General features: G+C 71.9%; 24 protein-coding genes. 14 read left to right on the top strand and 10 right to left on the bottom strand.

Annotated features, from left to right (window positions below):
* Positions 1-9 precede the first annotated feature (9 nt).
* Entirely contained in the window at positions 10-657 is a 648-nt protein-coding gene (locus ACCP09_RS08485; protein WP_433744693.1) for a pyridoxamine 5'-phosphate oxidase family protein, read from the bottom strand.
* Positions 658-728: 71 nt separating this feature from the next.
* On the opposite strand from ACCP09_RS08485, the gene ACCP09_RS08480 reads away from it, so the two are divergent.
* Positions 729-2099 carry a PLP-dependent aminotransferase family protein gene (locus ACCP09_RS08480; RefSeq protein WP_433744690.1) on the top strand — a complete coding sequence of 457 codons (1371 nt, stop codon included), beginning with the start codon at positions 729-731 and terminating at the stop codon, positions 2097-2099.
* A gap of 36 nt (positions 2100-2135) precedes the next feature.
* The gene (locus tag ACCP09_RS08475; RefSeq protein WP_037322622.1) at positions 2136-3221 is read left to right on the top strand and encodes a D-alanine--D-alanine ligase family protein; all 1086 of its coding nucleotides are present in this window, start codon (positions 2136-2138) and stop codon (positions 3219-3221) included.
* 623 nt (positions 3222-3844) lie between these two features.
* Here the strand turns inward: ACCP09_RS08475 and ACCP09_RS08470 are convergent.
* Entirely contained in the window at positions 3845-4378 is a 534-nt protein-coding gene (locus ACCP09_RS08470; protein WP_431902707.1) for a DUF3515 domain-containing protein, read from the bottom strand.
* 3 nt (positions 4379-4381) lie between these two features.
* Positions 4382-4615: an Lrp/AsnC ligand binding domain-containing protein gene (locus ACCP09_RS08465; protein ID WP_017987495.1), complete on the bottom strand. Its 234-nt coding sequence runs from the start codon at positions 4613-4615 to the stop codon at positions 4382-4384.
* Between the two features lie 109 nt (positions 4616-4724).
* Between ACCP09_RS08465 and ACCP09_RS08460 the strand changes: the two genes are divergently transcribed.
* From ACCP09_RS08460 to ACCP09_RS08450, 3 genes are read left to right on the top strand one after another with little or no spacing between them, the layout of a single operon-like run.
* Entirely contained in the window at positions 4725-5693 is a 969-nt protein-coding gene (locus ACCP09_RS08460; RefSeq protein ID WP_431902705.1) for a thiamine-phosphate kinase, read from the top strand.
* A gap of 20 nt (positions 5694-5713) precedes the next feature.
* The gene (locus ACCP09_RS08455; RefSeq protein ID WP_027931878.1) at positions 5714-6193 is read left to right on the top strand and encodes a GNAT family N-acetyltransferase; all 480 of its coding nucleotides are present in this window, start codon (positions 5714-5716) and stop codon (positions 6191-6193) included.
* Positions 6171-6692 (top strand): gamma carbonic anhydrase family protein, encoded by a 522-nt coding sequence (locus tag ACCP09_RS08450; protein WP_017987498.1) that lies wholly within the window; start codon positions 6171-6173, stop codon positions 6690-6692. The genes ACCP09_RS08455 and ACCP09_RS08450 overlap by 23 nt, the downstream gene beginning before the upstream one ends.
* 55 nt (positions 6693-6747) lie before the next feature.
* On the opposite strand, the gene ACCP09_RS08445 is transcribed toward ACCP09_RS08450, so the two are convergent.
* The gene (locus ACCP09_RS08445; RefSeq protein ID WP_027931876.1) at positions 6748-7425 is read right to left on the bottom strand and encodes a uracil-DNA glycosylase; all 678 of its coding nucleotides are present in this window, start codon (positions 7423-7425) and stop codon (positions 6748-6750) included.
* 141 nt (positions 7426-7566) lie between these two features.
* Complete coding sequence (gene rpmB / locus ACCP09_RS08440; protein WP_017987500.1) at positions 7567-7758, bottom strand: 50S ribosomal protein L28; 192 nt, start codon at positions 7756-7758, stop codon at positions 7567-7569.
* Positions 7759-7893: 135 nt separating this feature from the next.
* On the opposite strand from rpmB, the gene ACCP09_RS08435 reads away from it, so the two are divergent.
* The 3 genes from ACCP09_RS08435 to ACCP09_RS08425 are packed head-to-tail and all read left to right on the top strand — an operon-like array spanning position 7894 to position 12635.
* Positions 7894-9483: a DAK2 domain-containing protein gene (locus ACCP09_RS08435; RefSeq protein WP_027931875.1), complete on the top strand. Its 1590-nt coding sequence runs from the start codon at positions 7894-7896 to the stop codon at positions 9481-9483.
* A gap of 4 nt (positions 9484-9487) precedes the next feature.
* The gene (gene recG, locus ACCP09_RS08430) at positions 9488-11641 is read left to right on the top strand and encodes an ATP-dependent DNA helicase RecG (protein ID WP_123683528.1); all 2154 of its coding nucleotides are present in this window, start codon (positions 9488-9490) and stop codon (positions 11639-11641) included.
* Between the two features lie 58 nt (positions 11642-11699).
* Entirely contained in the window at positions 11700-12635 is a 936-nt protein-coding gene (locus tag ACCP09_RS08425; protein WP_433744680.1) for a S8 family peptidase, read from the top strand.
* Positions 12636-12775: 140 nt separating this feature from the next.
* Here the strand turns inward: ACCP09_RS08425 and ACCP09_RS08420 are convergent, their stop codons facing one another.
* Together ACCP09_RS08420 and ACCP09_RS08415 are read right to left on the bottom strand one after the other, a co-directional pair.
* Entirely contained in the window at positions 12776-12976 is a 201-nt protein-coding gene (locus ACCP09_RS08420) for a hypothetical protein (RefSeq protein WP_378366307.1), read from the bottom strand.
* 62 nt (positions 12977-13038) lie between these two features.
* Positions 13039-13560, bottom strand: a complete 522-nt coding sequence (locus ACCP09_RS08415) for an ImmA/IrrE family metallo-endopeptidase (RefSeq protein WP_433744677.1) — start codon at positions 13558-13560, stop codon at positions 13039-13041.
* Between the two features lie 279 nt (positions 13561-13839).
* Between ACCP09_RS08415 and ACCP09_RS08410 the strand changes: the two genes are divergently transcribed.
* Genes ACCP09_RS08410 through ACCP09_RS08400 form a run of 3 tightly spaced genes read left to right on the top strand, consistent with a single transcriptional unit; the run spans position 13840 to position 19384 of the window.
* Positions 13840-17214, top strand: a complete 3375-nt coding sequence (locus tag ACCP09_RS08410; protein ID WP_433744674.1) for a pyruvate carboxylase — start codon at positions 13840-13842, stop codon at positions 17212-17214.
* Between the two features lie 43 nt (positions 17215-17257).
* Positions 17258-18061: an arginase family protein gene (locus ACCP09_RS08405; RefSeq protein ID WP_433744671.1), complete on the top strand. Its 804-nt coding sequence runs from the start codon at positions 17258-17260 to the stop codon at positions 18059-18061.
* 39 nt (positions 18062-18100) lie between these two features.
* Positions 18101-19384 carry a class I SAM-dependent methyltransferase gene (locus ACCP09_RS08400; protein ID WP_433744717.1) on the top strand — a complete coding sequence of 428 codons (1284 nt, stop codon included), beginning with the start codon at positions 18101-18103 and terminating at the stop codon, positions 19382-19384.
* Here the strand turns inward: ACCP09_RS08400 and ACCP09_RS08395 are convergent.
* Complete coding sequence (locus tag ACCP09_RS08395; protein ID WP_433744668.1) at positions 19381-20370, bottom strand: LLM class flavin-dependent oxidoreductase; 990 nt, start codon at positions 20368-20370, stop codon at positions 19381-19383. The two genes, ACCP09_RS08400 and ACCP09_RS08395, sit on opposite strands and share 4 nt — an antisense overlap.
* Positions 20371-20440: 70 nt before the next feature.
* Between ACCP09_RS08395 and ACCP09_RS08390 the strand changes: the two genes are divergently transcribed.
* Entirely contained in the window at positions 20441-21520 is a 1080-nt protein-coding gene (locus ACCP09_RS08390; RefSeq protein ID WP_433744665.1) for a DNA polymerase III subunit beta, read from the top strand.
* 3 nt (positions 21521-21523) lie between these two features.
* Here ACCP09_RS08390 and ACCP09_RS08385 read toward each other — a convergent pair whose 3' ends face one another.
* Together ACCP09_RS08385 and ACCP09_RS08380 are read right to left on the bottom strand one after the other, a co-directional pair.
* Entirely contained in the window at positions 21524-22459 is a 936-nt protein-coding gene (locus tag ACCP09_RS08385) for a glutamate ABC transporter substrate-binding protein (RefSeq protein ID WP_037322620.1), read from the bottom strand.
* A 113-nt stretch (positions 22460-22572) separates the two neighbouring features.
* On the bottom strand, positions 22573-24702 hold the full coding sequence (locus ACCP09_RS08380) for a HelD family protein (protein WP_433744661.1): 2130 nt from the start codon (positions 24700-24702) through the stop codon (positions 22573-22575).
* A gap of 118 nt (positions 24703-24820) precedes the next feature.
* On the opposite strand from ACCP09_RS08380, the gene rsmD reads away from it, so the two are divergent.
* A complete protein-coding gene (rsmD, locus tag ACCP09_RS08375; RefSeq protein ID WP_027931865.1) occupies positions 24821-25393 on the top strand; it encodes a 16S rRNA (guanine(966)-N(2))-methyltransferase RsmD in 573 nt (190 codons plus the stop codon).
* Positions 25394-25413: 20 nt separating this feature from the next.
* Positions 25414-25896: a pantetheine-phosphate adenylyltransferase gene (gene coaD, locus ACCP09_RS08370; RefSeq protein ID WP_027931864.1), complete on the top strand. Its 483-nt coding sequence runs from the start codon at positions 25414-25416 to the stop codon at positions 25894-25896.
* Positions 25897-25915: the final 19 nt, after the last annotated feature.

The following is a 25915-nucleotide window of genomic DNA, read 5'->3' as shown; positions in this document are numbered from 1 at the left end:
ACCCCGACGCTACCCACGCGCACGCACGTGCGGCGGGATCGGCGCACCCGCGGGCATGTACGCGGCCGGGATGGGCTCGCCGAAGGTGGTCTGGACCGGCACCACCCCGGCCCAGATCTCGTGGCTGTCCATGTCCTCCGGCTCGTCGATCGGCTCGCCGGCGCGGATCTTCACCGACGCCTCCGCGAGATCCAGCGCCAGCACCGAAACCGACGCCAACTCCTTCGCGTTCACCGCCCGCGCGTGGTCCCACGAGCCCGGCGTGAGGTGCTCGGTCACGACGCGCAGCCCGTGCATCTTCTCCTCGCCAGTCACCAGGCGCGCGCTTCCGTGCACGACCGCGCTGCGGTAGTTCATGGAGTGGTTGTTGAGCGAGCGCGCGTAGACCAGACCGTCGAGCAGAGTGACCGTGACGCACACGTCGATGCCCGTGGCCGCCGCGCGCAGGTTCCCGGCGCCCGTCGAACCGTGGAAGTACAGGGTGTCGCCGTCGCGGCCGTAGCCGGTGGGCAGCACGACGGGAGAGCCGTTCAGCACGAGCCCGAGGTGGCAGATCAGGCCGTCGTCGAGCACCTCGTACAGGCGCTCGCGATCAGTGGCCGCGCGGTCCTTCTTGCGGGTCAGGGTGCTGCGCGGGGTGGGCGAGAGCGTGGTCATGCCTTCAGTGTCGAAGGTATAGTGGACTCCTGGTAGATCCACTTTCGAGACAAAACGAAAGGCCACTTCTGGTGTCCCAGCCCGCGACCGCGCTGCCCGTCACCCTCGACCGCGAGGCCGCGACGCCGCTGGCCGTGCAGCTCGCCGACGCCCTGCGCGACGCGGCGGCGACCGGGCACCTGCGCGGCGGCGACCGCCTGCCGTCCACCCGGGCCCTCGCCGCCCGGCTCGGCGTCAGCCGCACCGTCACCTCCGCCGCCTACGAGCAACTGCACGCCGAAGGGTGGATCACCGGGCGGCACGGTTCCGGCACCTACGTCACCACTTCACCACCCAGTGACCGGCCCGTCCAACGGGTCGTCCCCGGAGAGGTCGCCGAGCCGGAAGAGCTGCTCGACCTCACCCCGGGCACGCCGTGGGCGGCGGGCATCGACCGGGCCGCCTGGCGCCGGGCCTGGCGCGCCGCCGCCGACACACCTCCGCTGACCAGCGCGCACCGGGCCGGGCTGCCGGAGTACCGGGCGGCGATCGCCGAGCACCTGCTGCGCCACCGCGGGCTGGCGGTCGGCACCGACTCGGTGCTGGCGACCGGCGGCACCACCGCCGCGGTGTTCGAGCTGGCCGGGGCCGTCTTCCGCGCCGGGGACACGGTCGCCGTCGAGGAGCCCGGCTACCAGCGGGCGGTGGAGGCGTTCCTGAGCGCCGGGCTGAAGGTGGTCGGTGTGCCGGTCGACGGCGAGGGCCTGCGCACCGACGCGATCCCGGCCGGCGTGCGCGGGGTCTACTGCTCGCCCGCGCACCAGTACCCGATGGGGTCGCGGCTGAACGCGGCCCGCCGGGTGGAACTCGTCGAGCGGGCCCGCGCCGAGAACATGCTGATCATCGAGGACGACTACGACGGCGAGCTGCGGTTCGACGTCGCGCCGCTGCCGCTGCTCGCCGCGCTCGCGCCGGATGTCGTGGTGCATCTCGGCACCACCAGCAAGATCCTCACGCCCACCCTCGGCGCGGGGTGGATGGTCGCGCCGGGCGCGGTCACGTCGTCCGTGCTCGGGCACCGCGACCGCACGGGAACGCGCCCGTCACCGGCGGGCCAGCGGGTGCTGGTCGAACTCGCCCGGCACGGCGACCTGGGCCGTCACCTGCGGAAACTGCGGCGGGAGCTGTCCGAGCGGCGGGTGCTGCTGGTGTCGGCGCTGCGCGAGGCCGGGATCACGGTGCTGGGCGACGACGCGGGCGCGCACCTGGTGGTGCCGTTCCCGTCGCCGGAGGTGGAGCGGGAGCGGCTGGCGGCGGGCCGGGTGCGGGGGATCCGGCTGGACGGGCTGGCGCGGCACTTCGCCGGCACGCCGACGGCCTTCGGCGTGGCGATCGGCTACGCGGGCTGTTCGCGGGAGGCGCTCAGTGGCGCGCTGGACACGCTGGTGGGCTTACTGCGCTGATCGGATCGGGGCAAGAGCCCGGTAGGGTGACGGCCCATGAGGAAGACGCGGGTGGCCGTGGTGTTCGGCGGCCGGAGCACCGAGCACACCATCTCGTGCCTGTCGGCGGGCAGCGTGCTGGCGCACCTGGACCGCGACCGATTCGAGGTCGTGCCCATCGGGATCACCCGCGAGGGCGGCTGGGTGCTGGGCACCGCCGACCCGAAGACCCTCACCATCCAGGACCGGCAGCTGCCCTCGGTCGACGGCGGCCAGTCGCTGGTGCTGGCCGGTGACCCGACGCGGCGCGAGCTGGTCGTCACGGAGCCGGGCGCCGAGGCGCTCGGCGGGGTCGACGTCGTCTTCCCCGTGCTGCACGGCGCCTTCGGCGAGGACGGCACGCTGCAGGGGCTGCTGGAGATGGCCGGGATCCCGTACGTCGGGCCGGGCGTGCTCGCCAGCGCCGCCGCGATGGACAAGGGCTACGCGAAGAAACTGCTCGCCGCGGAGGGGCTGCCGGTCGGCCGCTACGTGGAGCTGCGCCGTGGTCAGTCCACTCTGGACGCCGCCGACCGGGAGCGGCTGGGGTTGCCGGTGTTCGTGAAGCCGTCGCGGGCCGGGTCCTCGATCGGCATCAGCAAGGTGACCGACTGGGCCGACCTGGACGCGGCGATCGCCCTGGCGCGCGAGACCGACCCGAAGGTGCTGGTCGAGGCGGCCGTGCCCGGGCGCGAGGTCGAGTGTGGCGTGCTGGAGTTCCCGGACGGCCGGGTGGAGGCGTCGTTGCCGGCCGAGGTGCGCGTGCTCTCCGACGACGAGTCCGCCTGGTACGACTTCGAAACGAAGTACATCGGCGAGGACGCGGAGCTGGACATCCCCGCGAAGCTGGACGATTCGGTCACCGAGAAGCTGCGCGCCCAGGCGGTGAAGGCGTTCGAGGCGCTCGACTGCCAGGGCCTGGCGCGGGTGGACTTCTTCGTGGGCCCGAACGGCGAGCTGACGGTCAACGAGGTCAACACCATGCCCGGCTTCACGTCGACCTCGGCGTACCCGAAGATGTGGCAGGTCACCGGCGTCGACTACCGCACGCTGCTGACGACGCTGATCGACACCGCGCTGGCAAGGGGCACCGGGCTGCGCTGACCCGCGCTGCTGGTGGACCGGCCTACTGGGGCGCGGCCGGCGGTCGTGGCGGGCCGGCCCCGCACTTGGGCGGCTGCGCCGGAAGCGCAGGTTACTTTCCCGGCGCAGTCCAAGGCTCGCGCAGTCAGCAGCGCAGCGGTACGGCGGGCAGCGGGCACGCGTGGCGGCGCCCTGGTCGTGGAGGACCGGTCGCCGGTCCGGAATGGTCGGGTCACCTTCGTATGGGAGCGCCGGCGCGGCAACCCGCCGCTCCCTAGGGTGCGCAGTCAGAAGCACAGCGGTACGGCGGGCAGCGTGGCCGCCACGGTGTGCGAGTGTTGCTGCGGCGGCTGGACCTCGGGCGAGTTCGGCATGTCGGCGCGATGGGCGAGTGGCGCGGGAGGCCGGGTCACCTTCGAATGGGAGCGCCGGATGCGCGGCAACCGCGGCTCTCCAGGGTGCGCAGTCAGAAGCGCAACGGTACGGCGGGCAGCGTGGCCGCCACGGTGTCCGAGTGTTGCTGCGGCGGCCGACCTCGGGCGAGTTCGGCAGGTCGGCGCGATGGGTGAGTGGCGCGGGAGGCCGGGTCACCTTCGGATGGGAGCGCCGGATGCGCGGCAACCGCCGCACTCCAGGGTGCGCAGTCAGAAGCGCAGCGGTACGGCGGGCAGCGTGGCCGCCACGGTGTCCGAGATCTGCTGCAACGGGCCGGTCCCCGCGGAGTCCGGCACCGTCAGCGCGACGTACACCGGCCGGTCCACCACGTACCACGTCGACGAGCCCGGCCCCTCGACCGGCAGCCACTGCACGCCGCTGACCACGCGCAACTGGCTGGTCGGCGTCAGCTCCGGCGGTTTGCCCAGCCCGCAGCGCAACACGATCGACTCCGGCGAACCCCACGCGACCGTCGCCTCCGGAGCGGGTTCCGCGATCGTCCGGCGCTGCAGCGCGGTGCCCTTCGAGTCCAGCTGCGCGGGCATCGCCGGGATGAGCTGCGCGCACTCGGCCGATCCGGCCTGCGGCGCGTCCACCGGCACGAGCGCCAGCGGCCCGTCGCCGTCACCGGAATCACGCATCATCAGCCCGATGACCGCGACCCCGGCAGCCAGCACGACCACCAGCACGGCCGCGACCACGAGCCGTGCCCGCGGCGGCGCCCCGGTCTCGGTGTCCGGCATCGCTTACAGGTGCACCACGGGGCAGGTCAGCGTGCGGGTGATGCCCTCGACGCCCTGCACCTTCGCGACGACGAGCTGCCCGAGCTGGTCGACGTTGTCCGCCTCGGCGCGGACGATGACGTCGTAGGGACCGGTCACATCCTCGGAGCTGGTGACGCCGGGGATGCCGGCGATCTCCGCGGCGACCGCGGCGGCCTTGCCGACTTCGGTCTGGATGAGGATGTATGCGTGGACCACGGCGCGCCCCTTCGTCTCCGGCGTCTAACTCAAGGTAGGAACGTGGTCAGAACCTACCGCACGGACCACGAATCTAGGTCATCCGACTATCGAGCGACCGAGGTGACGCATGTCAACCCACCAGGCATCCGACTCCGGCACGGTCGCCGGAATGGGTGAGTTCGGCCTCATCCGCGCCGTCACCGAGAACCGGAGACAGCCCGCGGCAACCCTCCTCGGCCCCGGTGACGACGCCGCCGTCGTCGCCGCGCCGGACGGGCGGGTCGTCGCCACCACCGACGTCCTGGTGCAGGGCGTGCACTTCCGGCTGGACTGGTCCACTCCGGACCAGGTCGGGCGCAAGGCGGTGGCGGAGAACTTCGCCGACGTGGCCGCGATGGGCGCGGTGCCCACAGCCGTCCTCGTCGGGCTCGCCTGCCCGCCGGACACCCCGGCGAAGGTGGTCCGGGAACTCAGCGACGGCCTGTGGGCGGAAGCGCAACGCGCCGGGGCGGGGGTCGTCGGCGGGGACATGGTGCGGGCGGACCAGCTGGTGGTGAGCATCACGGCGCTGGGCGACCTGCAGGGACGTGAACCGGTGACGCGCTCCGGCGCGCGGCCGGGCGACATCGTCGCGGTGTCCGGGCGGCTGGGCTGGGCCGCGGCCGGCCTGGCCACGCTCGGCCGCGGGTTCCGCTCGCCGGTCGCGGTCGTCAACGCCCAGCGCGCGCCGGAACCGGACTACGCCGCCGGGCCCGCAGCCGCGACCGCCGGCGCCACGGCGATGATCGACGTCTCGGACGGCCTGCTCGCCGACCTCGGGCACATCGCCGAGGCGTCGGGCGTGGGCATCGACGTCCGGACCGAGCACCTGGAGGTCGACCGGAAACTCGTCGACATCGGCACCGCGCTGGGCGCGGACCCGATGACCTGGGTGCTGACCGGCGGCGAGGACCACGCGCTGGTCGCGACGTTCCCGTCGTTCGCCGACCTGCCCGAGGGCTGGCGGCGGATCGGCGCGGTCACGATGGCGGACTCGGGCGTGACGGTCGACGGTGAGGAGTACCACGGCGAAACTGGCTGGGAGCACTGGCGCTGAGCCCGTTACGGTGACCCGTTGTGGACCTTCGCGTGGTTGCCTACGACGATCCGGACGCGGTCAAGCTGATCGACGCCGTGCAACAGGAGTACGTCGTGCGCTACGGCGAAACCGACGCCACCCCGGTCGATCCGGCCGAGTTCGCGCCGCCGCTGGGGTTGTTCGTCGTCGGCTACCTGGACGGGGAGCCGGTCGCCTGCGGCGGCTGGCGCGTTCGCGGTGACGCCGAGGCCGAGCTGAAGCGGATGTACGTCGTGGATGCCGCGCGGGGCAAGGGTTTCGCGCGTGCCGTGCTGGCGGAGCTGGAGCGGACGGCGCTCGCCGCCGGGCGCAGGCGGCTGGTGCTGGAGACCGGTCTGAAGCAGCCGGAGGCGATCGCGTTGTACCGGTCGTCGGGCTACACGGACGTGCCTGCGTTCGGCCACTACCGGGACGATCCGCTCTCGGTGTACCTGGGCAAGGACTTGGAGGCTTCGCGTGGCGATCTACGCGCTCGGTGAACTGACCCCGTCGATCCACCCCACGGCGTTCGTGCACCCGGACGCCACGGTGATCGGCGACGTGCGGATCGGGCCGAACGCGTCGGTGTGGCCGCAGACCGTGCTGCGCGGCGACAACGGCTACATCGAGATCGGCGAGCGGTCCAACGTGCAGGACGGGTGCGTGCTGCACTGCACCGCCCAGGACCCGACGGTCCTCGGCCCGTCGTCGGCGATCGGGCACGCGGTGCACGTCGAGGGCGCCCGGATCGGCAGCGGGTGCCTGATCGCGTCGGGTTCGGTGGTGCTCAACGGAAGCGTCATCGAGGACGGCGCGATGGTCGGCGCCGGGGCGGTGCTGTCGTACTCATCGCACGTGCCGTCCGGGCACATCGCGCTCGGCGTGCCCGCCAAGGTGCGGGAGAACAAGTCCTTCGGGCCGGAGAAGATCCAGCGCGTGGTGGACGGATACGTCGAGCGGGCGCAGTGGTTCCGCGGCGCGCTGCGCAGGATCGACTAGGAAGTTCCGCAGGGCAGCGCGGGAGCTGCGGCTGCCAGGCATAGGCCGTCTGGGGCTAGGGCAGCTTCCAGTCGACCGGCTCGGCGCCCTGCCGCTGGAGCAGTTCGTTCGCACGGCTGAACGGCTTCGAGCCGAAGAAGCCGTTGCGCGCGGACAGCGGGCTCGGGTGCACCGACTCGATGCACGGCACGCCGCCGAGCAGCGGCTTCAGGCTGCGCGCGTTGCTGCCCCACAGGATCGCCACCATCGGCTTGCCGCGGGCGGCCAGCGCCTTGATCGCCTGCTCGGTGACCTCTTCCCAGCCCTTGCCCTTGTGCGAGTTGGGCGAACCGGGCCGCACGGTCAGCGACCTGTTGAGCAGCAGCACGCCCTGCTCGGTCCACGGCGTCAGGTCACCGTTGGACGGCGTGGGGTAGCCCAGGTCGTCGCAGTACTCCTGGTAGATGTTGATCAGGCTCTTCGGCAGCGGCCGCACGTCCGGCGCCACCGCGAAGCACAGGCCGATCGGGTGGCCGGGCGTCGGGTACGGGTCCTGGCCGACGATCAGCACCTTGACGTCGTCGAAGGGCTGCTGGAAGGCCCGCAGCACGTGCTCGCCCGCCGGCAGGTACCGGCGGCCGGCGGCGATCTCCGCACGCAGGAACTCGCCCATCGCGGCGATGCGGTCCGCCACCGGGTCCAGCGCCTTGGCCCATCCCGCTTCGACGATCTCGTGCAAGGGTTTCGCTGCCACGGCGGCGTACTTTAGCGGCACCCCGGGGGTCCAGGGGGCTTGCCCCCGGCGGGGGTGCGGGGGTTCGACCCCCGAAGACATCGAGGCGCGAAAAAACGGCGAGCGCTCTCCGCGAGCACTCGCCGTCCCGGGCTTCGCGCCTCAGCCGCGAACGACCTTGCCGGCCTTCAGGCACGAGGTGCAGACGTTCAGCCGCTTGCGCTGGGACACGCCGATCTTGGCGTGCACAGTCTGGATGTTCGGGTTCCAGCGGCGGTTGGTACGCCGGTGGGAGTGCGAGACGGACTTGCCGAAGCCCGGTCCCTTGCCACAGACGTCGCACACGGCAGCCACGTCGAACTCCTTTGACGATCAGGGAAGACAAAACACGCCCGGCGCGGGCCGGACACTCGGACCATAGTAAACGACGGCTGTTCGCCGTCCCGCGACCGGGTCGCTACCCTGGCCTGACCAGGGAGGAGGTTGGCGGTGCGGGCTCTGGACGAGCATGCCATCACAGCGTGGGCGGCGGCCTGCGTGCACAGCCTGGAGGTGCTGTGCCCGGCCATCAACGGCATCAACGTCTACCCGGTCGCCGACTCCGACACCGGCTCCAACCTGCTGCACACGATGTCCGGCGCGCACGCCCGCCTGGCCGCCGAACCGGATACGGACAGTGCGGCGAAGGCACTGTCCGTGCTCGCCCGTGGCGCCGTCCTCGCCGCGCGCGGCAACTCCGGCGTCATCCTCTCCCAGGTCCTCCGCGGGCTCGCCGAAACCGCGGGCACCGTCCCCGAGCTGGACGGGCCGTCACTGGCGAAGGCCCTCGCGAACGCGCATCGCACGGCCACCGACGCGGTCGCGCGCCCGGTGCAGGGCACGATGCTCAGCGTCCTGCAGGCGGTCGCCGCCGCGGTCGCCACCCAGCCCGGGGAGCTGCCGGACGTCGTCGCCGTCGCCGCGAAGGCCGCCTCCGAGGCCCTCGAGCAGACCCCGCACCAGCTGCCGGTCCTGGCCGCGGCCGGGGTCGTGGACGCCGGCGCGCGCGGGCTGGTCGCGGTCTTCGACGCCCTGGCCGGCGTGGTCACCGGCACCGAGACCCAGATCTCGCACTCCTGCGAGGCGCACCCGCACACCGAACCGGACGCGGAGCAGGCCCCGTACGCGTGGGAGGTCATGTACCTGCTGGAAGGCGTCGCCGACGCGGACGTCCCGGTCCTGCGCCGCACGCTCTCCGACCTCGGTGACAGCGTCACCGTGGCCGGGGACGGCAGCGGGGGACACGCCGTCCACGTGCACTGCGCGGACATCGGCGCCGCCATCGAGGCCGGTCTCCGCGCCGGCCGCCCCAGCGGCATCCGCGTCGAACCGCTCATCACGCCGACCCCGATCGAACCGCCGTCCGGGCCGGACCGCGCGGTAGTCGCGGTCGTGCACGGCGAGGAGCTGGCGGAGCTGCTGCGTGAGGAGGGCTTCGCGGTGCTCGCGGTGCCGGACCACGCCACGCCGAGCGTCGAGGAGATGCTCGGCCTCATCACCGAGCGCGCGGCCGGTCACATCACCGTCCTCGCCGGTGGGGAGAGCCTGACCAGGGCCGCCGACGACGCCGCGGGCCACCCGATGATCGGCGACCGCGACGTGGTGGTCATCCCGTGCGCGTCCCCGGTCCAGGTGCTGTCCGCGCTGGCCGTGCACGACGCCGGGCGGCGCGCGAACGACGACGTGGTGGCCATGGCGGAGGCCGCCGCCGCGACCCGGCGTGGCGAGCTCGTGGTCGCCGCCGAGGAGTCGATAACCTGGGTGGGACGGGCCCACGCCGGTGACCTGATCGGCTTCGTCGACGGCGAGGTCGTGCTCGTCGAACCGGCAGGCGCCGAGCCTGCCGAGGCCGCGATGGGTGTGCTGAACCGGATGCTGGCCGTCGGCGGCGAGCTGGTCACCGTGCTGACCGGCACCGCGGCGCCGTCGGGCCTGACGGACGAGCTGCGGGAGCGGTTGCGGGCCGAGCGACCGGAGGTGGAGTTCGTGGATTACCCCGGCGGCCAGGCCGACGCCGTGCTGCTGATCGGTGTGGAGTGAACGCGTGACCGGACTGCGTGACAAGCTGCCCCCGCTGCTGGGCGCCAAGACCGCGAAGGCGCTCGCCGAGTCGCTGGACATCCACACCGTCGCCGACCTGCTGCGGCACTACCCGCGCCGCTACGCCGAACGCGGCGAGCTGACGAACATCGCGGGACTGGAGATCGGCGAGCACGCGACCGTGATGGCGCGCGTCGAGAAGGTCAACCTGCGCCGCATGCGCAACAAGCCTGGGCACATCCTGGAGCTGGTCATCACGGACGGCCAGCGGCGGCTCTCGTGCGCGTTCTTCGGCCGCCCGCACCAGCACGAGCGGCAGCTGCGGCTGGGCCGCACCGGGTTGTTCGCGGGCAAGGTCACCGCGTTCCGCAACACGCTGCAGCTGGCCAACCCCGAGTACCAGATGCTCGACGGCGACGACGACAGCGCGATGGACGACTTCGTCGGCGCGATCATCCCGGTCTACCCGGCGGCGGCCGGGATGCCGTCGTGGTCGATCGCGCGGTGCGTCCGCCAGGTGCTCGACACGCTGGAGCGCGAAGAGGACCCGATGCCGCGCGAGTTGCTCGACGGCTACCAGCTCATGGACCTGTTCGACGCGCTGCACAACATCCACCGCCCCAAGGACCACGACGCGCTGGAGGCCGCGCGGGATCGGCTGAAGTGGGACGAGGCCATGGCGGTGCAGCTGATCTTCGCGCAGCGCCGGTTCTCCGCGGTGTCGCGGCCGGCGCCCGCCTGCGCGCGCACGAAGGACGGCCTGCTCGACGCGTTCGACCAGCGGTTGCCGTTCGAGCTGACCGAGGGCCAGCGCGCGGTGGGCGAGGACATCGCCGCGGACCTGTCCGGCGAGCACCCGATGAACCGGTTGCTGCAGGGCGAGGTCGGCAGCGGCAAGACGGTGGTGGCGCTGCGGGCGATGCTGCAGGTGGTCGACTCCGGCCGCCAGGCCGCGATGCTCGCGCCCACCGAGGTGCTCGCCGCGCAGCACGCCCGGTCGCTGCGCGAGATGCTCGGCGACCTCGGCCAGGCGGGGGAGCTGGGCGCCGCGGAGAACGCGACGAAGGTGACGTTGCTGACCGGGTCGATGTCGACGAAGGAACGCAAGCAGGCGCTGCTGGACACCGCGAGCGGCGCGGCGGGGATCGTCGTCGGCACGCACGCGCTGATCCAGGACACCGTGTCGTTCGCCGACCTCGGGCTCGTCGTGGTGGACGAGCAGCACCGGTTCGGCGTCGAGCAGCGGGACGCGCTGCGGTCCCGCGCGGCCAACGGCGGCAGCCCGCACGTGCTGGTCATGACCGCGACGCCGATCCCGCGCACGGTCGCGATGACGGTGTACGGCGACCTGGAGACCTCCGCGCTGCGGCACATGCCGGTCGGCCGGTCGCCGATCAAGACGAGCGTCGTGCCGGTGGCGGAGAAGCCGGCGTGGCTGGACCGCGCGTGGCAGCGGCTGGTCGAGGAGGTCCGTAAGGGGCACCAGGCCTACGTGGTGTGCCCGCGGATCGGCGACGAGCCCGCGTCGAACAACAGCGACCGCCGCCCGCCGCTGGCGGTGCTCGACGTCGCCGCCGAACTGGAGAACGGGCCACTGTCCGAGCTGCGGCTCGGGATCCTGCACGGCCGGATGCCGCCCGACGAGAAGGACGCCGTGATGCGCGCGTTCGCCGCGGGCAAGCTGGACGTGCTGGTCGCGACCACCGTGATCGAGGTCGGCGTGAACGTCCCGAACGCGACGATGATGGTGATCATGGACGCCGACCGGTTCGGGGTGAGCCAGCTGCACCAGCTGCGCGGCCGGGTGGGCCGGGGCAGCGTGCCCGGGTTGTGCCTGCTGGTCACCGAGACGCTGGACGGCACAGCGACACGGGAGCGGCTGGCCGCGGTGGAGTCCACAACGGACGGCTTCGAACTGTCCCGGTTGGACCTGGAGCTGCGGCGCGAGGGCGACATCCTGGGCGCGGCCCAGTCCGGCAAGCGGTCCGGGCTGAAGCTGCTGTCGCTGCTGCGGGACGAGGACGTGATCGCGGCCGCGCGGGAGCGGGCGCAGGAGATCGTGAGCGGCGACCCGGCGCTGGAGCGGCATCCCGGCCTGGCGCACATGGTGTCCGACCTGGTCGACGAGGATCGTGCGGAGTACCTGGAGAAGTCCTGACGCACGATCGGGCGACGGCCCGAGTTGTGCCTGATCCACAGCGGAGCAACGCTGAGGCGTGCTCAAGACTGGATTACGCGCGGTCATCGGTTCGGCACTGCTCGTCCTCGGCGCCGTGGCGCCGGCTTCGGCCGCGCCTGGCGCGCAGCAGAACCCGCCGAGCTGGGCCCTGGACCGGATCGACCAGCGCGACAAGGCCGTTGACCAGACGTACCACTACGAAAGCACCGGCGAGGGCGTCACGGTGTACGTGATCGACACCGGTGTCGACGCGGCGCTGCCCGATCTCGCCGGGCGGGTCGACCCGGGCAAGGACTTCGTGGGCGGCACCGACAACCAGGCCGACGGCAACGGTGACGGGACGCGGATGGCCGGCATCGTGGCTGGCAAGGAGTTCGGCGTCGCGAAGGCCGCGCGGATCGTGCCGGTCAAGGTGCTCGACGACAAGGGCAACGGGCGGCTCAACAACATCATCTCGGGCATCGACTGGGTCACCCAGAACGCGAAGCAGCCGGCGGTCGCGGTGATCGGTTTCGGCGGCCCGGCGTCCGACGGCCTGGACAACGCGGTGCGGCGGTTGATCGGCGTGATGCCGGTGGTCGCGGCGGCGGGCTGGTCGGGAGTGGACTCGTCGTTCTCGTCGCCGGCGCGGATCCCGGAGCTGCTGACCGTCGGCGCGGTCGACCGGACGGACGCCTTCGCGCCGAAGTCCAACTTCGGGCTGGGGGTCGACCTGCTCGCGCCCGGTGTGGACGTCCCGTCGACGGCGCCCGGCAGCACTGCCGCGACGCCGTTCTCGGGCACCTCGATGGCCGCGGCGTTCGTCGCCGGCGCGGCCGCGCTCTACCGGGAACAACACCCCGACGACACGCCTGAGCAGGTCGTGAACGCGCTGATCAACAACTCCACACCGGACGTGCTGACGGGCCTGCCGCAGGGCACCCCGAACCGGCTGCTGTACACGCTGTTCGAGGAGTCCGCCCCGGAAAGCTGAGTCAAACCGTGGCGTCGGCTGAAGGCGCCGAAGTCACGCCCGGTGCAGGGCAACCTCATCCCGGTTTCGCGGAGGCGTTCGATGAGGTTGCCCGCACTGACTTCGGTGACCTTCCCGGCACCGCAAGCCCGGGCGAGGAGCTAGAGCGACCCGTGTACGGACAGGCCGTAGGCACGGCCGACCCGCACCGCGTCGCGATCGTCGGTGATCGCCACACCGCCATGTCGTTCCACTTCGGCGAACACACTGGACTCGCCGCGGTTACGGGGCTCACCGCCGATGCGCCGACACCATTTCGCGAAGCACTGCAACTCCTCGATCGTGTCCAGTCGCGCAGGCACGAGCCAGTCCGTTCCGCGAGTGCGAAGTGGCTCAGACACGTGGCGTCGAAGACGAGCATTGTTCAGGGTGCCAACTCGGCGTCATCGCGCGGAGGCAGATCGTCGATGGTGATCCGGCCGTGCAGCAGCTCGACGGCACGATCCGACGTGATCTGGTCGGACCTCCAGGCTTCCATGACCGCGTGCGCGAACGAGGGCGGGACTGTCACGGAGGTGAGATCCGGTTGCGGGGCCCATCCGAGAGCTTCCACCTGCGGCCAGCTCTCACTGACGACCGAGACCGGCAGCAGCAGTTCGGCGGCGAACGCGTCGATCGCGCGTTCCCGGTCCTCCCGGGAGGCCGCAACACCAAGGTCCGTCGAGTACTCGTCACCGAGAACGAGGTGGCCGAGTTCGTGGGCGGCAGTGGCCCGGCGGCGGCCGGGATCCGCTGCGCTGTTCACGACCGCCACTGCCAGCCCGTCATCCGTCAGCGACGCGCCATCACCGGTGAGCTCGGTGACGAGTAGGAATTGCCCGGCGCGCTCGCACACGGACATCATCGTGTCGATCGGGCCGACGCCCAGGCCCAGGTGCTCGCGCACCCACCGTGCGGCTTCCCGCGCTGCGGAAGGCCCGTCCACCTTGCCCGGGAAGGTCAGCGGTTCGAGAGCCGGTAGCCATCCGAGGTCGATCAGTTGGCGAACTTCCCCTAGCCACTCGAACAACGCCGCTTGAGACCTGCACGTTCGATTACCCCGCACTTCTGTGCGGCATGCGCACGTCCCGGATGATGTCCATCACCCGGGACAGAACTCCCGACGAGCGGGATCGGCAAGGTAACGTCACAGCACTACCGATCCGTGAACAGGGAAGGACCGGGCATGTTTCGCAAGGTGCTGGTCGCCAACCGCGGGGAGATCGCCATCCGGGCGTTCCGCGCGGGCTACGAGCTGGGCGCGGGCACAGTGGCGGTGTTCCCCCACGAGGACCGCAACTCGCTGCACCGTCTGAAGGCCGACGAAGCCTACGAGATCGGCGAGCCGGGACACCCGGTCCGCGCCTACCTCGACGTCGAGGAGATCGTCGGGGCCGCGCGGAAAGCCGGCGCGGACGCGGTCTACCCCGGTTACGGATTCCTGTCCGAGAACCCCGATCTCGCGCGCGCGTGCGAGGAAGCCGGCATCACCTTCGTCGGCCCGAGCGCGGAAATCCTGGAACTGACGGGTAACAAGGCGCGTGCGGTCGCGGCCGCCCGCGACGCCGGCGTACCGGTGCTCGGCTCGTCCCAGCCGTCGACGGACATCGACGAGCTGACCGCGGCCGCCGAGGAAATCGGTTTCCCCGTGTTCGTGAAGGCCGTCGCCGGTGGTGGCGGCCGCGGGATGCGCCGGGTCAACGACCCCGCCCACCTGCGCGAGTCGGTCGAGGCCGCGATGCGCGAGGCCGAATCGGCCTTCGGCGACCCCACCGTGTTCCTCGAAAAGGCCGTCGTCGACCCGCGGCACATCGAGGTCCAGATCCTCGCCGACGGCGCGGGCAACGTCATCCACCTCTTCGAGCGCGACTGCTCGGTGCAGCGGCGGCACCAGAAGGTCATCGAGCTGGCGCCGGCGCCGAACCTCGACCCCGAGCTGCGCGACCGCATCTGCAACGACGCCGTCGCGTTCGCCCGCAAGATCGGCTACCGCAACGCGGGCACCGTCGAGTTCCTGCTCGACCGGGACGGCAACCACGTCTTCATCGAGATGAACCCGCGCATCCAGGTCGAGCACACGGTGACCGAGGAGGTCACCGACATCGACCTGGTGCAGTCGCAGCTGCGCATCGCCGCCGGCGAGACGCTGGCGGACCTCGGCCTGTCGCAGGAGAAGGTCTACCTGCGCGGCGCGGCGATGCAGTGCCGCATCACCACCGAGGACCCGGCCAACGGGTTCCGCCCGGACACCGGCATGATCAGCGCCTACCGCTCGCCCGGCGGCTCCGGCATCCGCCTCGACGGCGGCACCGCGTTCGCGGGCACCGAGATCAGCGCGCACTTCGACTCGATGCTGGTGAAGCTCACCTGCCGCGGCCGTGACTTCAAGACCGCGGTGGGCCGCGCCCGCCGTGCCCTCGCCGAGTTCCGCATCCGCGGGGTCTCCACGAACATCCCGTTCCTGCAGGCCGTGCTCGACGACCCGGACTTCGCGGCCGGGCGCGTCACCACCTCGTTCATCGAGGAGCGCCCGCACCTGCTCACCGCGCGACACTCGGCCGACCGCGGCACGCGCCTGCTGACCTACCTCGCCGACGTCACGGTCAACAAGCCGCACGGCGAGCGCCCGCGGCTGATCGACCCGACCACGAAACTGCCGTCGCTGCCCTCGGGCGAGCCTGCCGCCGGGTCGAAGCAGAAGCTGACCGAGCTGGGCCCGGAGGGTTTCGCCCGCTGGCTGCGTGAGTCGCCGACGCTGGGTGTCACGGACACGACGTTCCGCGACGCGCACCAGTCGCTGCTCGCGACCCGCGTGCGCACCAAGGACCTGCTGGCCGTCGCGCCGGTCGTGGCGCACACCCTGCCGCAGCTGCTGTCGCTGGAGTGCTGGGGCGGCGCGACCTACGACGTCGCGCTGCGGTTCCTCGCCGAGGACCCGTGGGAGCGGCTGGCGCAGCTGCGTGAAGCGGTGCCGAACATCTGCCTGCAGATGCTGCTGCGCGGCCGCAACACCGTCGGCTACACGCCGTACCCGACCGAGGTGACCAACGCCTTCGTCGAGGAGGCCACCAACACCGGCATCGACATCTTCCGCATCTTCGACGCCCTCAACGACGTCGAGCAGATGCGCCCGGCCATCGAGGCCGTGCGGGAGACCGGGAAGGCCGTCGCCGAGGTCGCGCTCTGCTACACCTCGGACCTGTCCGACCCCGGCGAGAAGCTGTACACGCTGGACTACTACCTCAAGCTGGCTGAGCAGATCGTCGGTGCCGGGGCGCACGTGCTGGCGATCAAGGACATGGCCGGCCTGCTGCGCGCGCCTGCCGCGGAGAAGCTGGTTTCCGCGCTGCGCAAGGAGTTCGACCTCCCGGTGCACATCCACACCCACGACACCGCGGGCGGTCAGCTGGGCACCTACCTGGCGGCGATCGCCGCGGGTGCCGACGCGGTCGACGGCGCGGTCGCGTCGATGGCCGGGACGACCTCGCAGCCGTCGCTGTCGGCGATCGTCGCGGCCACCGACCACTCGGCACGGCCGTCCGGGCTGAGCCTGCGCGCGGTCGGCGACCTGGAGCCGTACTGGGAGATCGTGCGCAAGATCTACGCGCCGTTCGAGGCGGGCCTGGCCTCGCCGACCGGCCGCGTGTACGACCACGAGATCCCCGGCGGCCAGCTGTCCAACCTGCGCACGCAGGCCAAGGCGCTGGGCCTGGGCGACCGCTTCGAGGAGATCGAGGCGATGTACGCGGCGGCCGACAAGATCCTGGGCCACCTGGTCAAGGTCACGCCGTCGTCCAAGGTGGTCGGCGACCTCGCGCTGCACCTGGTCGGCGCGGGTGTGGAGCCGGAGAAGTTCGAGGCCGAGCCGAACCGCTACGACATCCCGGACTCGGTGATCGGGTTCCTGCGCGGCGAGCTGGGCGACCCGCCCGGCGGCTGGCCGGAGCCGTTCCGCACCAAGGCGCTGGAGGGCCGCGCCGAGCCGAAGCCGGTCGCCGAGCTGTCCGCCGAGGACCGCGAGGGGCTGGCGAAGGACCGCCGCGCGACGCTGAACCGCCTGCTGTTCCCCGGGCCCACCAAGGAGTTCGAGGAGCACCGCCGCGCCTACGGCGACACCAGCGTGCTGCCCAGCAAGGACTTCTTCTACGGTCTGCGCCCGGGCGAGGAGTACGCCGTCGATCTGGAACCGGGCGTGCGGCTGCTGTTCGAGCTGGAGGCGGTCGGCGAGGCCGACGAGCGCGGCATGCGGACCGTGATGGCCACGCTGAACGGCCAGCTGCGCCCGATCCAGGTGCGCGACCGATCGGTGGCCGCGGACCTGCCCGCCGCGGAGAAGGCCGACAAGTCCGACCCGAAGCAGGTCGCCGCGCCGTTCGCGGGCGTGGTCACGCTGTCGGTGGCCGAGGGCGACGAGGTCGCCGCGGGCGCCACGGTGGCGACCATCGAGGCGATGAAGATGGAGGCCGCGATCACCGCGTCCGAGTCCGGGAAGGTCGCCCGGCTGGCGATCAACTCGGTCCAGCAGGTCGAGGGCGGCGACCTGCTGATCGTGCTGGAGTAAATCCGCGTGCGGCGGCATCCGTGCCGTCGTTAGGGTCGGCGCCGTGCTGATCCAAGCGGTGCCGCAGTGGCAAGGGGCCCGGACACCCCGGGCGGGCGATCTGCCCGCGGGGTGCCGGGCCCTTTCCGCGTTCGCGGCGGAGGTGCTCGACGTGCCGGTGCGCGAGGTCCCGCTGGCGGCGGGCGGAGCGCCCGTCGCGTACGGGATCGCGAACCGGGAAGCGTTGCTGGACAACAAGAAGCGGCATGCCGAGGCGCTGGCGGACGGCCCGGTGCTCACCGTCGGCGGGGACTGCGCGGCCGACCTGGTGCCGGTCGCCGCCGCCCGCGCCCGGCACGGTGAGCGGTTCGGCGTGCTGTGGTTCGACGCGCACGCCGACCTCAACACCCCGGCGAGTTCACCGTCGGGCGCCTTCCATGGGATGGTCCTGCGATCGCTGCTGGGCGACGGCGACCCGGCGTTCGCGGCCGCGCCCGCGCTGGAGCCGGGCCGCGCGGTGCTCGTCGGCGCCCGGGTTTTCGATCCGGCGGAACGGGACGAAATCGAGGCGGGCCGGGTCCGGCTGGTTCCGGGAGAACCGTCGCGGATTGTCGCCGAAGTCCGCGATGCCGGTATCGAACGGCTGTACGTGCATGTTGATCTCGACGTACTGGACCCGTCCGAGTTCGCCGGAATGGACTACCCGGAGCCTGATGGGATGAGCGTGACGCAGCTCGTCGACGGGCTGCGTGCGCTCGCGGAGTTCGAGGTCGTCGGCGCGGGCGTCACCGAATGCGTTTCCGGCAAACGGGAGGAACTGGCGATTCTGGCACCCGTGCTGCACACCATTGGTGAATTACTTCGCTAATACAAGCAATTTCGCGCGGCGCGTGCTTGAATGAGGTTCGTGGGTAGCGCAGGCGGAGTCGCCGGCGCCGTTGGTGAACTCCTGCACACGGCGCTCGGCCAGGTTGTCCCCATCCGGATTCGTTGCTGGGACGGCAGTGAAACCGGCCCGCCGGACGCGCCGGTCCTGCACATCAGGCACCGCCGGGCGCTGCGCCGGCTGCTGTGGGCGCCCAACGAGCTGGGCGTCTCGCGGGCGCACGTCGCGGGTGAGCTCGACGTCGAGGGGCCGTTCGTGGCAGCCCTGGAACGGCTGCACGACCTGGTCTACGACGTCGACTTCGACGTGGACCTGACGTGGTCGCTGCGGCGCGATCTGGCCAAGGCCGCGCTGAAGCTGGGCATCGTCGGGTTCCCGCCGAAGCCGCCGCCCGAGGAGATCAAGCTCGCCGGGCGCATGCACTCCCGCCGGCGCGACGCGGCCGCCATCTCGCACCACTACGACGTGGGCAACGACTTCTACGCACTGGTGCTCGGGCCGTCGATGACGTACTCGTGCGCGGTGTGGGCGAAGCCGGAGACCACACTGGAGGAGGCGCAGACAGCGAAGGTCGACCTGGTCGCGCGCAAGCTCGGGCTGCGCGAAGGCATGCGGGTGCTCGACGTCGGCTGTGGCTGGGGCACGTTCGTGATCCACGCGGCCAAGGAGTACGGCGCGCACGCGGTCGGCGTCACGCTGTCGCAGGCGCAGGCCGACTTCGCGCGCAAGCGGGTCGCCGAGGAGGGGCTGTCGGACCTGGTGGAGATCCGGGTGCAGGACTACCGCGAGGTGTCCGACGGGCCGTTCGACGCGATCTCCAGCATCGGAATGGCCGAGCACGTGGGCGCGTCGATGCTGCCGGTGTACGCGAGGTCGCTGTTCGAGCTGCTGCGTCCGGAGGGGCGGCTGCTCAACCACGCCATCTCGCGACACCCGTCGGTGCCGCCGCGCGACCAGAAGACGTCGTTCATCGACCGGTACGTCTTCCCGGACGGCGAGCTGGAGCCGGTCAGCGTGATGGCGGGCGCGCTCGAAGAGGCCGGGTTCGAGGTGCGTGACGTCGAGGCGCTGCGCGAGCACTACGGGCGCACGTTGCGCGCGTGGGTCGCCAACCTGGAGGCGAACTGGGACGAAGCCGTTCGCCTGAGCGGCGCCGGACGGGCCCGCGTGTGGCGGCTGTACATGGCCGCGTGCGCGCTGAGCTTCGAAAGCGGCGCGATCGGGGTGAACCAGGTCCTCGCCGTGAAGCCGACGGCACGCGGCGGCAGCGGGATGCCGCCGGTGCGCACCGCCTGGCTGTCCTAGTCGCGGGCGAGGCCGGCCACCAGCTCGTAGGAGCGCAGGCGGTCGGCCTCGCCGTGGACCATCGTCGTGATCATGATCTCGTCGGCTCCGGTGTCGGCGACCAGCGTCTCCAGGCCCTTCCGGACGGTCGACGGCGAGCCGTGGATCGTCGTGCCGAGGCGCTCGTCCACGAAGTGCCGGTCGATGTCCGAGTACGGGTACTCGGCGGCCTCCTCGGGTGAGGGCAGCGGGATCGGGTTGCCGCGGCGCAGCTGGAGGAACTGCAGGCCGCTGGGCCCGGCCAGCCACCGCGCCTGCTCGTCGGTGGCGGCGCAGATCACCGCCGCGCCGAGCATCACGTACGGTTCGGACAGCGCCTCCGACGGCTGGAACGACTCGCGGTACAGCTCGACCGCCGGGATCGTGTTGCGCGCGCTGAAGTGGTGGGCGAACGCGAACGGCAACCCGAGCGAGCCGGCCAGCCGCGCGCTGAAGCCGCTCGACCCGAGCAGCCACACCGGCGGCTTGTACCTCGGCACCGCGCGCACCGCGCCCTCGCCGTCGAAGTAGCCCATCAGCTCGGTCAGCTGTTGCGGGAAGTCGTCCGCGCCCAGTGCCTGCGGGGACCGGCGCAGTGCGAGCGCCGTGCGCTGGTCGGTGCCGGGGGCGCGGCCGATGCCGAGGTCGATGCGGCCGGGGTGGAAGGCCTCCAGCATCCCGAACTGCTCGGCCACCACGAGCGGCGCGTGGTTGGGCAGCATGATACCGCCGGAACCGACGCGGATGGTCTCGGTGGCCGCCGCGACGTGGCTCATCAGGACGGTTGTGGCCGAGCTCGCCACGCCCGGCATGTTGTGGTGCTCGGCCACCCAGAACCGGCGGTAGCCGAGCCGCTCGGCGTGCCGGGCCAGCTCGACGGAGCCGCGGAGCGCGGTGCGCGCGTCCGCGCCGCTCGGGATGGGGGACAGGTCCAGCACGGACAACGCGACATCGGACAGAGGCTTCACGGCAACGTCCAACGCGGCCCCGGCCGCGGCTCTTCCCGGTTTTGTCGTACCCCGCCGTTACGGTGCGCCCATGGATCTCACCGTCTCCACCGCCGTCCTGGCCGCCTCGACGGCGGAGGCGGTGCGGCTGCTCCCCGCGCCCGCGCTCGGCGGCGTTCTGCTCACGGCGGGTGCGGACGGTCTCGGGCTCGCCGCGGTGGCCCCGGACCACGCGCTCCGGCTCGACCGCCCCGCACTGGTCCACACCGGTGGCGAGGCGCTCGTGCCGCTCCGTCCGCTGGCCGAGACGGTGCGGGCGCTGGACGCCGAGGAGGTGCGGGTGTCGGTCGAGGAGAGCAGGCTGGTCGTGCGCGCGCCCGGCGGCCGGTTCGCGTTGCCGCTGCTCGACCGCGGGCTGCACCCCGGGGTCGCGGCCCCGCCGCCTGCCGCGGGTTCGGTTGCGGGTCGCACCCTGCGCGGGGCGCTGGAGGCGGTGGCGAGCGCGGCGTCGCGGGAGGACGCGTTGCCGATCTTCACCGGTGTGCGCATGTGGACCGAAGGTGACGTGCTGACCCTGCTGGCCACCGACCGCTACCGGATGGCGCTGGCCACCCTGGACTGGACCGGCGGGCGGCTGGACGCCCTGGCGCCCGCGGCCGCGCTGTCCGCTCTGGCGCGCGGGCTCGGGGCGGCGCCGTCGGTCGGGCTCGGCGCCGATTCCGACCGGCTGGGCCTCACCTGGGGGCCGGACTCGTTCGCCACCGCGCTACTGGCGGTGCCGTTCCCGGACGAGCGGGCGCGCGAGCTCGTCCGGGCCCAGCCGTCCGGCGTGGTCGAGCTGGACGCCGAGGCGCTCGTCGCGGCCCTGCGCCGCGCCTCGCCCTACGCCGGGCCGCGCGGCACCGTGACCCTCGCCGGCTGGGACGGCGAGCTGCGGGTGATCAGCAGCGATCCGCACAGCGGGGAATCGGAGCAGGTGGTCAAGGCGAGCGTCTCCGGCGGCCGGCTGAGCGCCACCTACCAGGCGCGCTACCTGCTCGACGCGCTGCGGCCGTTCGCCGGGCGGACGGTGCGGATCGAGCACCAGGATGGGCTGCGCCCGACGGTGTTCACCGCCCCGCCGGACGGGGGCGCGGCGGTGACCTGCGTGGTGGTTCCGATGCGGGTGTGACGGCTACGAGCCGGGGACCGAGCCGATCGCGGGCGGGGACGGCACGCCCCCGGTCACGACCGTGCCCAGCGTCTCCTGCCAGGCCCGCTGCCACAGCCCGGCCGCCTCGATCTTGCGCAGCCACTCGTTGACGAACCGCTTGAACGAGTCGTCGTCGAGCTTCAGGCCGATGCCGTACGGCTCGCTGGTGAACGGCTGCCCGCTGATCTGCAGCTTCGAGTCCAGTTGCGCCTCGCCGGCCAGCACGGTCAGGTCGTGCACGTACGCGTCGCCCTTGCCCTGCTCCAGCGCCTGCACGCACTCCTCGGCGGTGCCGAACGTGGTGATCTTCGCGCCGGGCGCGCGCTGCTGGATCGCCGCGACGCTGGTCGTCCCGGCGACCGCGAGGACGGTCTTGCCGTTGAGGTCACCGGGGTCGTCGATGCCGGTGGTGCCCTTGAGGGTGGCGATCGCCTGCCCGGACAGCAGGTACGGCCCGGCGAACGCGACCCGCTGCGCCCGCTCCGCGGTGATCGTGTAGATCCGGATCACCGCGTCCACCGTGCCCGTTTTCAACATCGCTTCCCGGGTTTCCGGTGTGGTCGTCACGATGTTGACGTTCGGCCGACCGATGATGTATTTCGCGAGCATTTTTCCAAGTGTCGCGTCGAATCCGTCGGTGCTCCCGGTGATCGGATTCCGTTGCGACAGCAGGGGCAGGTTCTCGTCGCCGCCGATGACCAGGGTCCCGCGGGCCTTGATGGCCTGCGCCGTCGGGCTGGCTGCCAGATCGGCGTCGCCGGCCACCGGTGCTTCACCGATGACGCCCTGACCAGCCGAAACCTCGCCGCCGGTGCTCGCGTTGTCGTCGCCCGTACAGGCGACGGCCGTTGTGAGCAACGCCGCGGCGAGGCCGATCGAGGCCGCCGTACGGCGCGCAGCACGCACCCAACCCGCCATTTGGTGCTCCATCCACAGTCCCGTGACACCACGAAGAGACGATCGGTCTCGCCGTGCATGGTAATTGCCCGGGAAATGGCGGTGGCCAACCGCGGCGCCGCTTTTTTCGTGATTTATTCCGCAGGCAGCCAGTCGTCGTCGGACGCCACGACCGTCAGCTGCTGCGTCGCGCGGGTCAGTGCAACGTAGAGCACGCGCCGCCCGGTGAGCGACTCGGTGATCAGCTCGGTCGGCTCGACCAGCACGACGGCGTCGTACTCCAGGCCCTTGGCGTCCAGGCTGCCGACGACCTTGAGCCGCTCGTCCGCCTGCCCCCGCACCCACGCGCCGACCTCGGCGACCCGGTCCATGGCGCACACCACCCCGACCGTGCCCTCGACCGCGTCCAGCAGCTCCTTCGCCGCCGCCGGCACCGCGCTCTCCACGTTGCCGCGCTCGACCAGCCGCACGTCCGGCTCGATCCCGGTGGTCCGGACCGCGCGCGGCAGCTCGCCCTCGGCGGCGTGCCTGGCGACCACGCGGGCGGCCAGGTCGAAGATCTCCGCCGAGTTCCGGTAGTTGGTGCGCAGCGTGTAGCGGCGGACCGGGGTGCGCGCGCCGAAGACCTGCGTCCGGGCCTGCGCCGCCTCCTCCGGATCCGGCCACGAGCTCTGCACCGGGTCGCCGACCACCGTCCAGCTGGCGTACTTGCCGCGCCTGCCGACCATCCGCCACTGCATCGGCGAGAGGTCCTGCGACTCGTCGACCACGATGTGCGAGTACTCGTCGTAGTGTTCCGGCCGGTGCGGCTTGCCCTGCGACCCGCGCTCCGGCGGCGCCGCGTCCAGCTCGATCTGCTGCGCCCGGCGGCGGCGCTTCGGCGGCGGGCCGACCAGCACGCGCAGCTCGTCCAGCAACGCCACGTCGGCGACCGTCCACTCGCGCTCGCGGTCGGCGAACGACGCGGCCAGCAGGTCGACCTCGGCCGGGGTCAGCACGCCCCGCGCGGCCTTCGTCAGGCGTCGCGGATCGCCCAGCCACCGCAGGATCTCGGCCGGGTACAGCACCGGCCACCACACCACCAGGAAGCGGTGGAAGTCGATCCGCTCACCGAGGTCGTGGATCAGCTCGGCGCGCTCGATCGTGCGGCCGTCGGCGCGCGCGTTCTCCTCGGCGCGGTCGGCCAGCGCCTCCAGCAGCGCCTCGGCCGCCCGCACGCGCGAGCGGTTCGGCGGCCCGCCGTGGCCGTGCACCTTGCGGCGGACCTTCTCCAGCTCCTTGCGGTTGAGCTTGAGGACGTCGCCCTTGTAGACGATCCGCATCTCGTCCGGCACGTCCGGCGGGGTGTCGCGCATCGCCTTCGTGAGAACCTTGCGCATCCGCAGCGAGCCCTTGATCGCGGCGAGCGGAGCCGGGTCCTGCCGGTCGGTGCTGATGCCGTCGAGCACGGCGCCCAGTGCGCGCAGCTCGACGTTGGTCTCGCCCATCGACGGCAGCACGCGCGAGATGTAGTTCGTGAAGACCCCGGACGGGCCGACCACCAGCACCCCGGCCCCGCCGAGCTGGCGGCGGTACCGGTACAGCAGGTAGGCGGCGCGGTGCAGCGCCACGGCGGTCTTGCCGGTGCCGGGGCCGCCGGTGATCTCCGTGACACCGCGCCACGGCGCCCGGATGACCTCGTCCTGTTCCTTCTGGATGGTCGCGACGATGTCGCGCATCTTGTCGCCGCGCGACCGGCCGAGCGCGGCCATCAGCGCGCCCTCGCCGACCACCTGCATGTCGTCGCCGACCGCGTCCGGGATCAGCACGTCGTCGTCCACGTCGAGCACGGTCTGCCCGGAGCAGCGGATGACGCGGCGGCGCACCACGTCCATCGGCTCCTCGGCGGTGGCCTGGTAAAACGCGGCGGCCGCCGGGGCGCGCCAGTCGGTCACGAGGTTGTCGAACTCGGCGTCGCGGATGCCGAGCCGGCCGACGTAGATCTTCTCCCCGGTGGTGTGGTCGAGCCGTCCGAAGACCAGGCCCTCGTACTCGGCGTCCAGGGTCTGCAGCGTCTGGGTCGCGTGGTGGACCATCATGTCCCGCTCGAACAGCATCGAGGCCTGCTCGAAAACGGCTTCGCGCTGGGCGCCGTGGCCGATCTCGTAGCCCTTGGCACGCATCGCCTCCGCCTGCGCCCGGAGTTCGGCGAGCCGGGTGTAGACGCGGTCCACGTGATGTTGTTCGATGGCGATCTCGGCCCGTCTGACCCGAGGTTCCGACACGCAGCGCTCCTACAGCTCACTCGCCGGCAACAGGAAGATTGACTCTACGCGTGCCCCGCGGGCCGTTCACCGGGTCCTGGGCAAAACACCGCGCAGAACACAGCGCGATGATGGGGCTGTGACGAGGATCGTGGCCGGGGCGGCGAGCGGGCGGCGGCTCAAGGTGCCGGCGCAGGGCACGCGGCCGACGTCCGAGCGCGTGCGGGAGGCGTTGTTCAACGCGCTGGAGGCGGCGGGTGAGCTGACCGACGCGCGGGTGCTGGACCTCTACGCCGGTTCCGGCGCGCTGGGGCTCGAGGCGCTCTCGCGGGGCGCGGCGGACGCGGTGTTCGTCGAATCCGACCGTCGCGCAGTGCAGGTCCTCAAGGCCAACGTGAGCGCGCTCGGGCTGGGCGGTTCGGTGCGCTCGGGTCCGGTCGAGACGGTGCTGGCGCAGCCCGCCGACGAGCCGTTCCACCTCGTGCTGGCCGATCCGCCCTATTCGGTGGGCGCCGAGAAGATCGGAACGGTGCTGGCCGCGCTGGCCGCCGGCGGGTGGATCGCCGAGGACGGGCTGGTGATCGTCGAGCGGGCGCTGCGTGACGGCGAACCGGACTGGCCCGCCGGGTTCGCGCCGGTCCGCACCTCGCGCTACGGCGACACGGCCTTGTACTGGGCGGAGTACGTCACTTCACCGCGCCACGGCGGGTAGAGCTTGATAGCGTCCGCGACATGCGGCGTGCGGTGTGTCCAGGCTCCTACGACCCGGTGACCAACGGCCACCTCGACATCATCGAGCGGGCGGCGAAGCTGTTCGACGAGGTCGTGGTCGCGGTCATGATCAACAAGTCCAAGAAGGGCATGTTCACCATCGACGAGCGGCTGGACATGCTGCGGGAGATCACCGCGCACCTGCCCAACGTCCGCGTCGATTCGTGGCACGGGCTGCTCGTGGACTACTGCAGGCAGCACGACATCGCGGCGATCGCCAAGGGGCTGCGCTCGGTCAGCGACTTCGACTACGAGCTGCAGATGGCGCAGATGAACCGCGAGCTCTCCGGCGTCGAGACCCTGCTGATGTCGAACAACCCGGCCTACGGCTTCGTGTCCAGCTCGCTGGTCAAGGAGGTCGCCACCTACGGCGGCGACGTGAAGAACCTGGTGCCGGACGTGGTCTTCGAACGGCTCACCGCGAAACTCGCCGAACGCGCCTGATCGGGCGACGACTTTCGTC

It is taken from the genome of Amycolatopsis sp. 3B14 (assembly GCF_050958625.1).
GTDB classification, from domain to species: domain Bacteria; phylum Actinomycetota; class Actinomycetes; order Mycobacteriales; family Pseudonocardiaceae; genus Amycolatopsis_E; species Amycolatopsis_E thermoflava.
The sequence above is the reverse complement of the archived record's forward strand: the minus strand, read 5'-3'. Positions and strand labels throughout refer to the sequence as shown.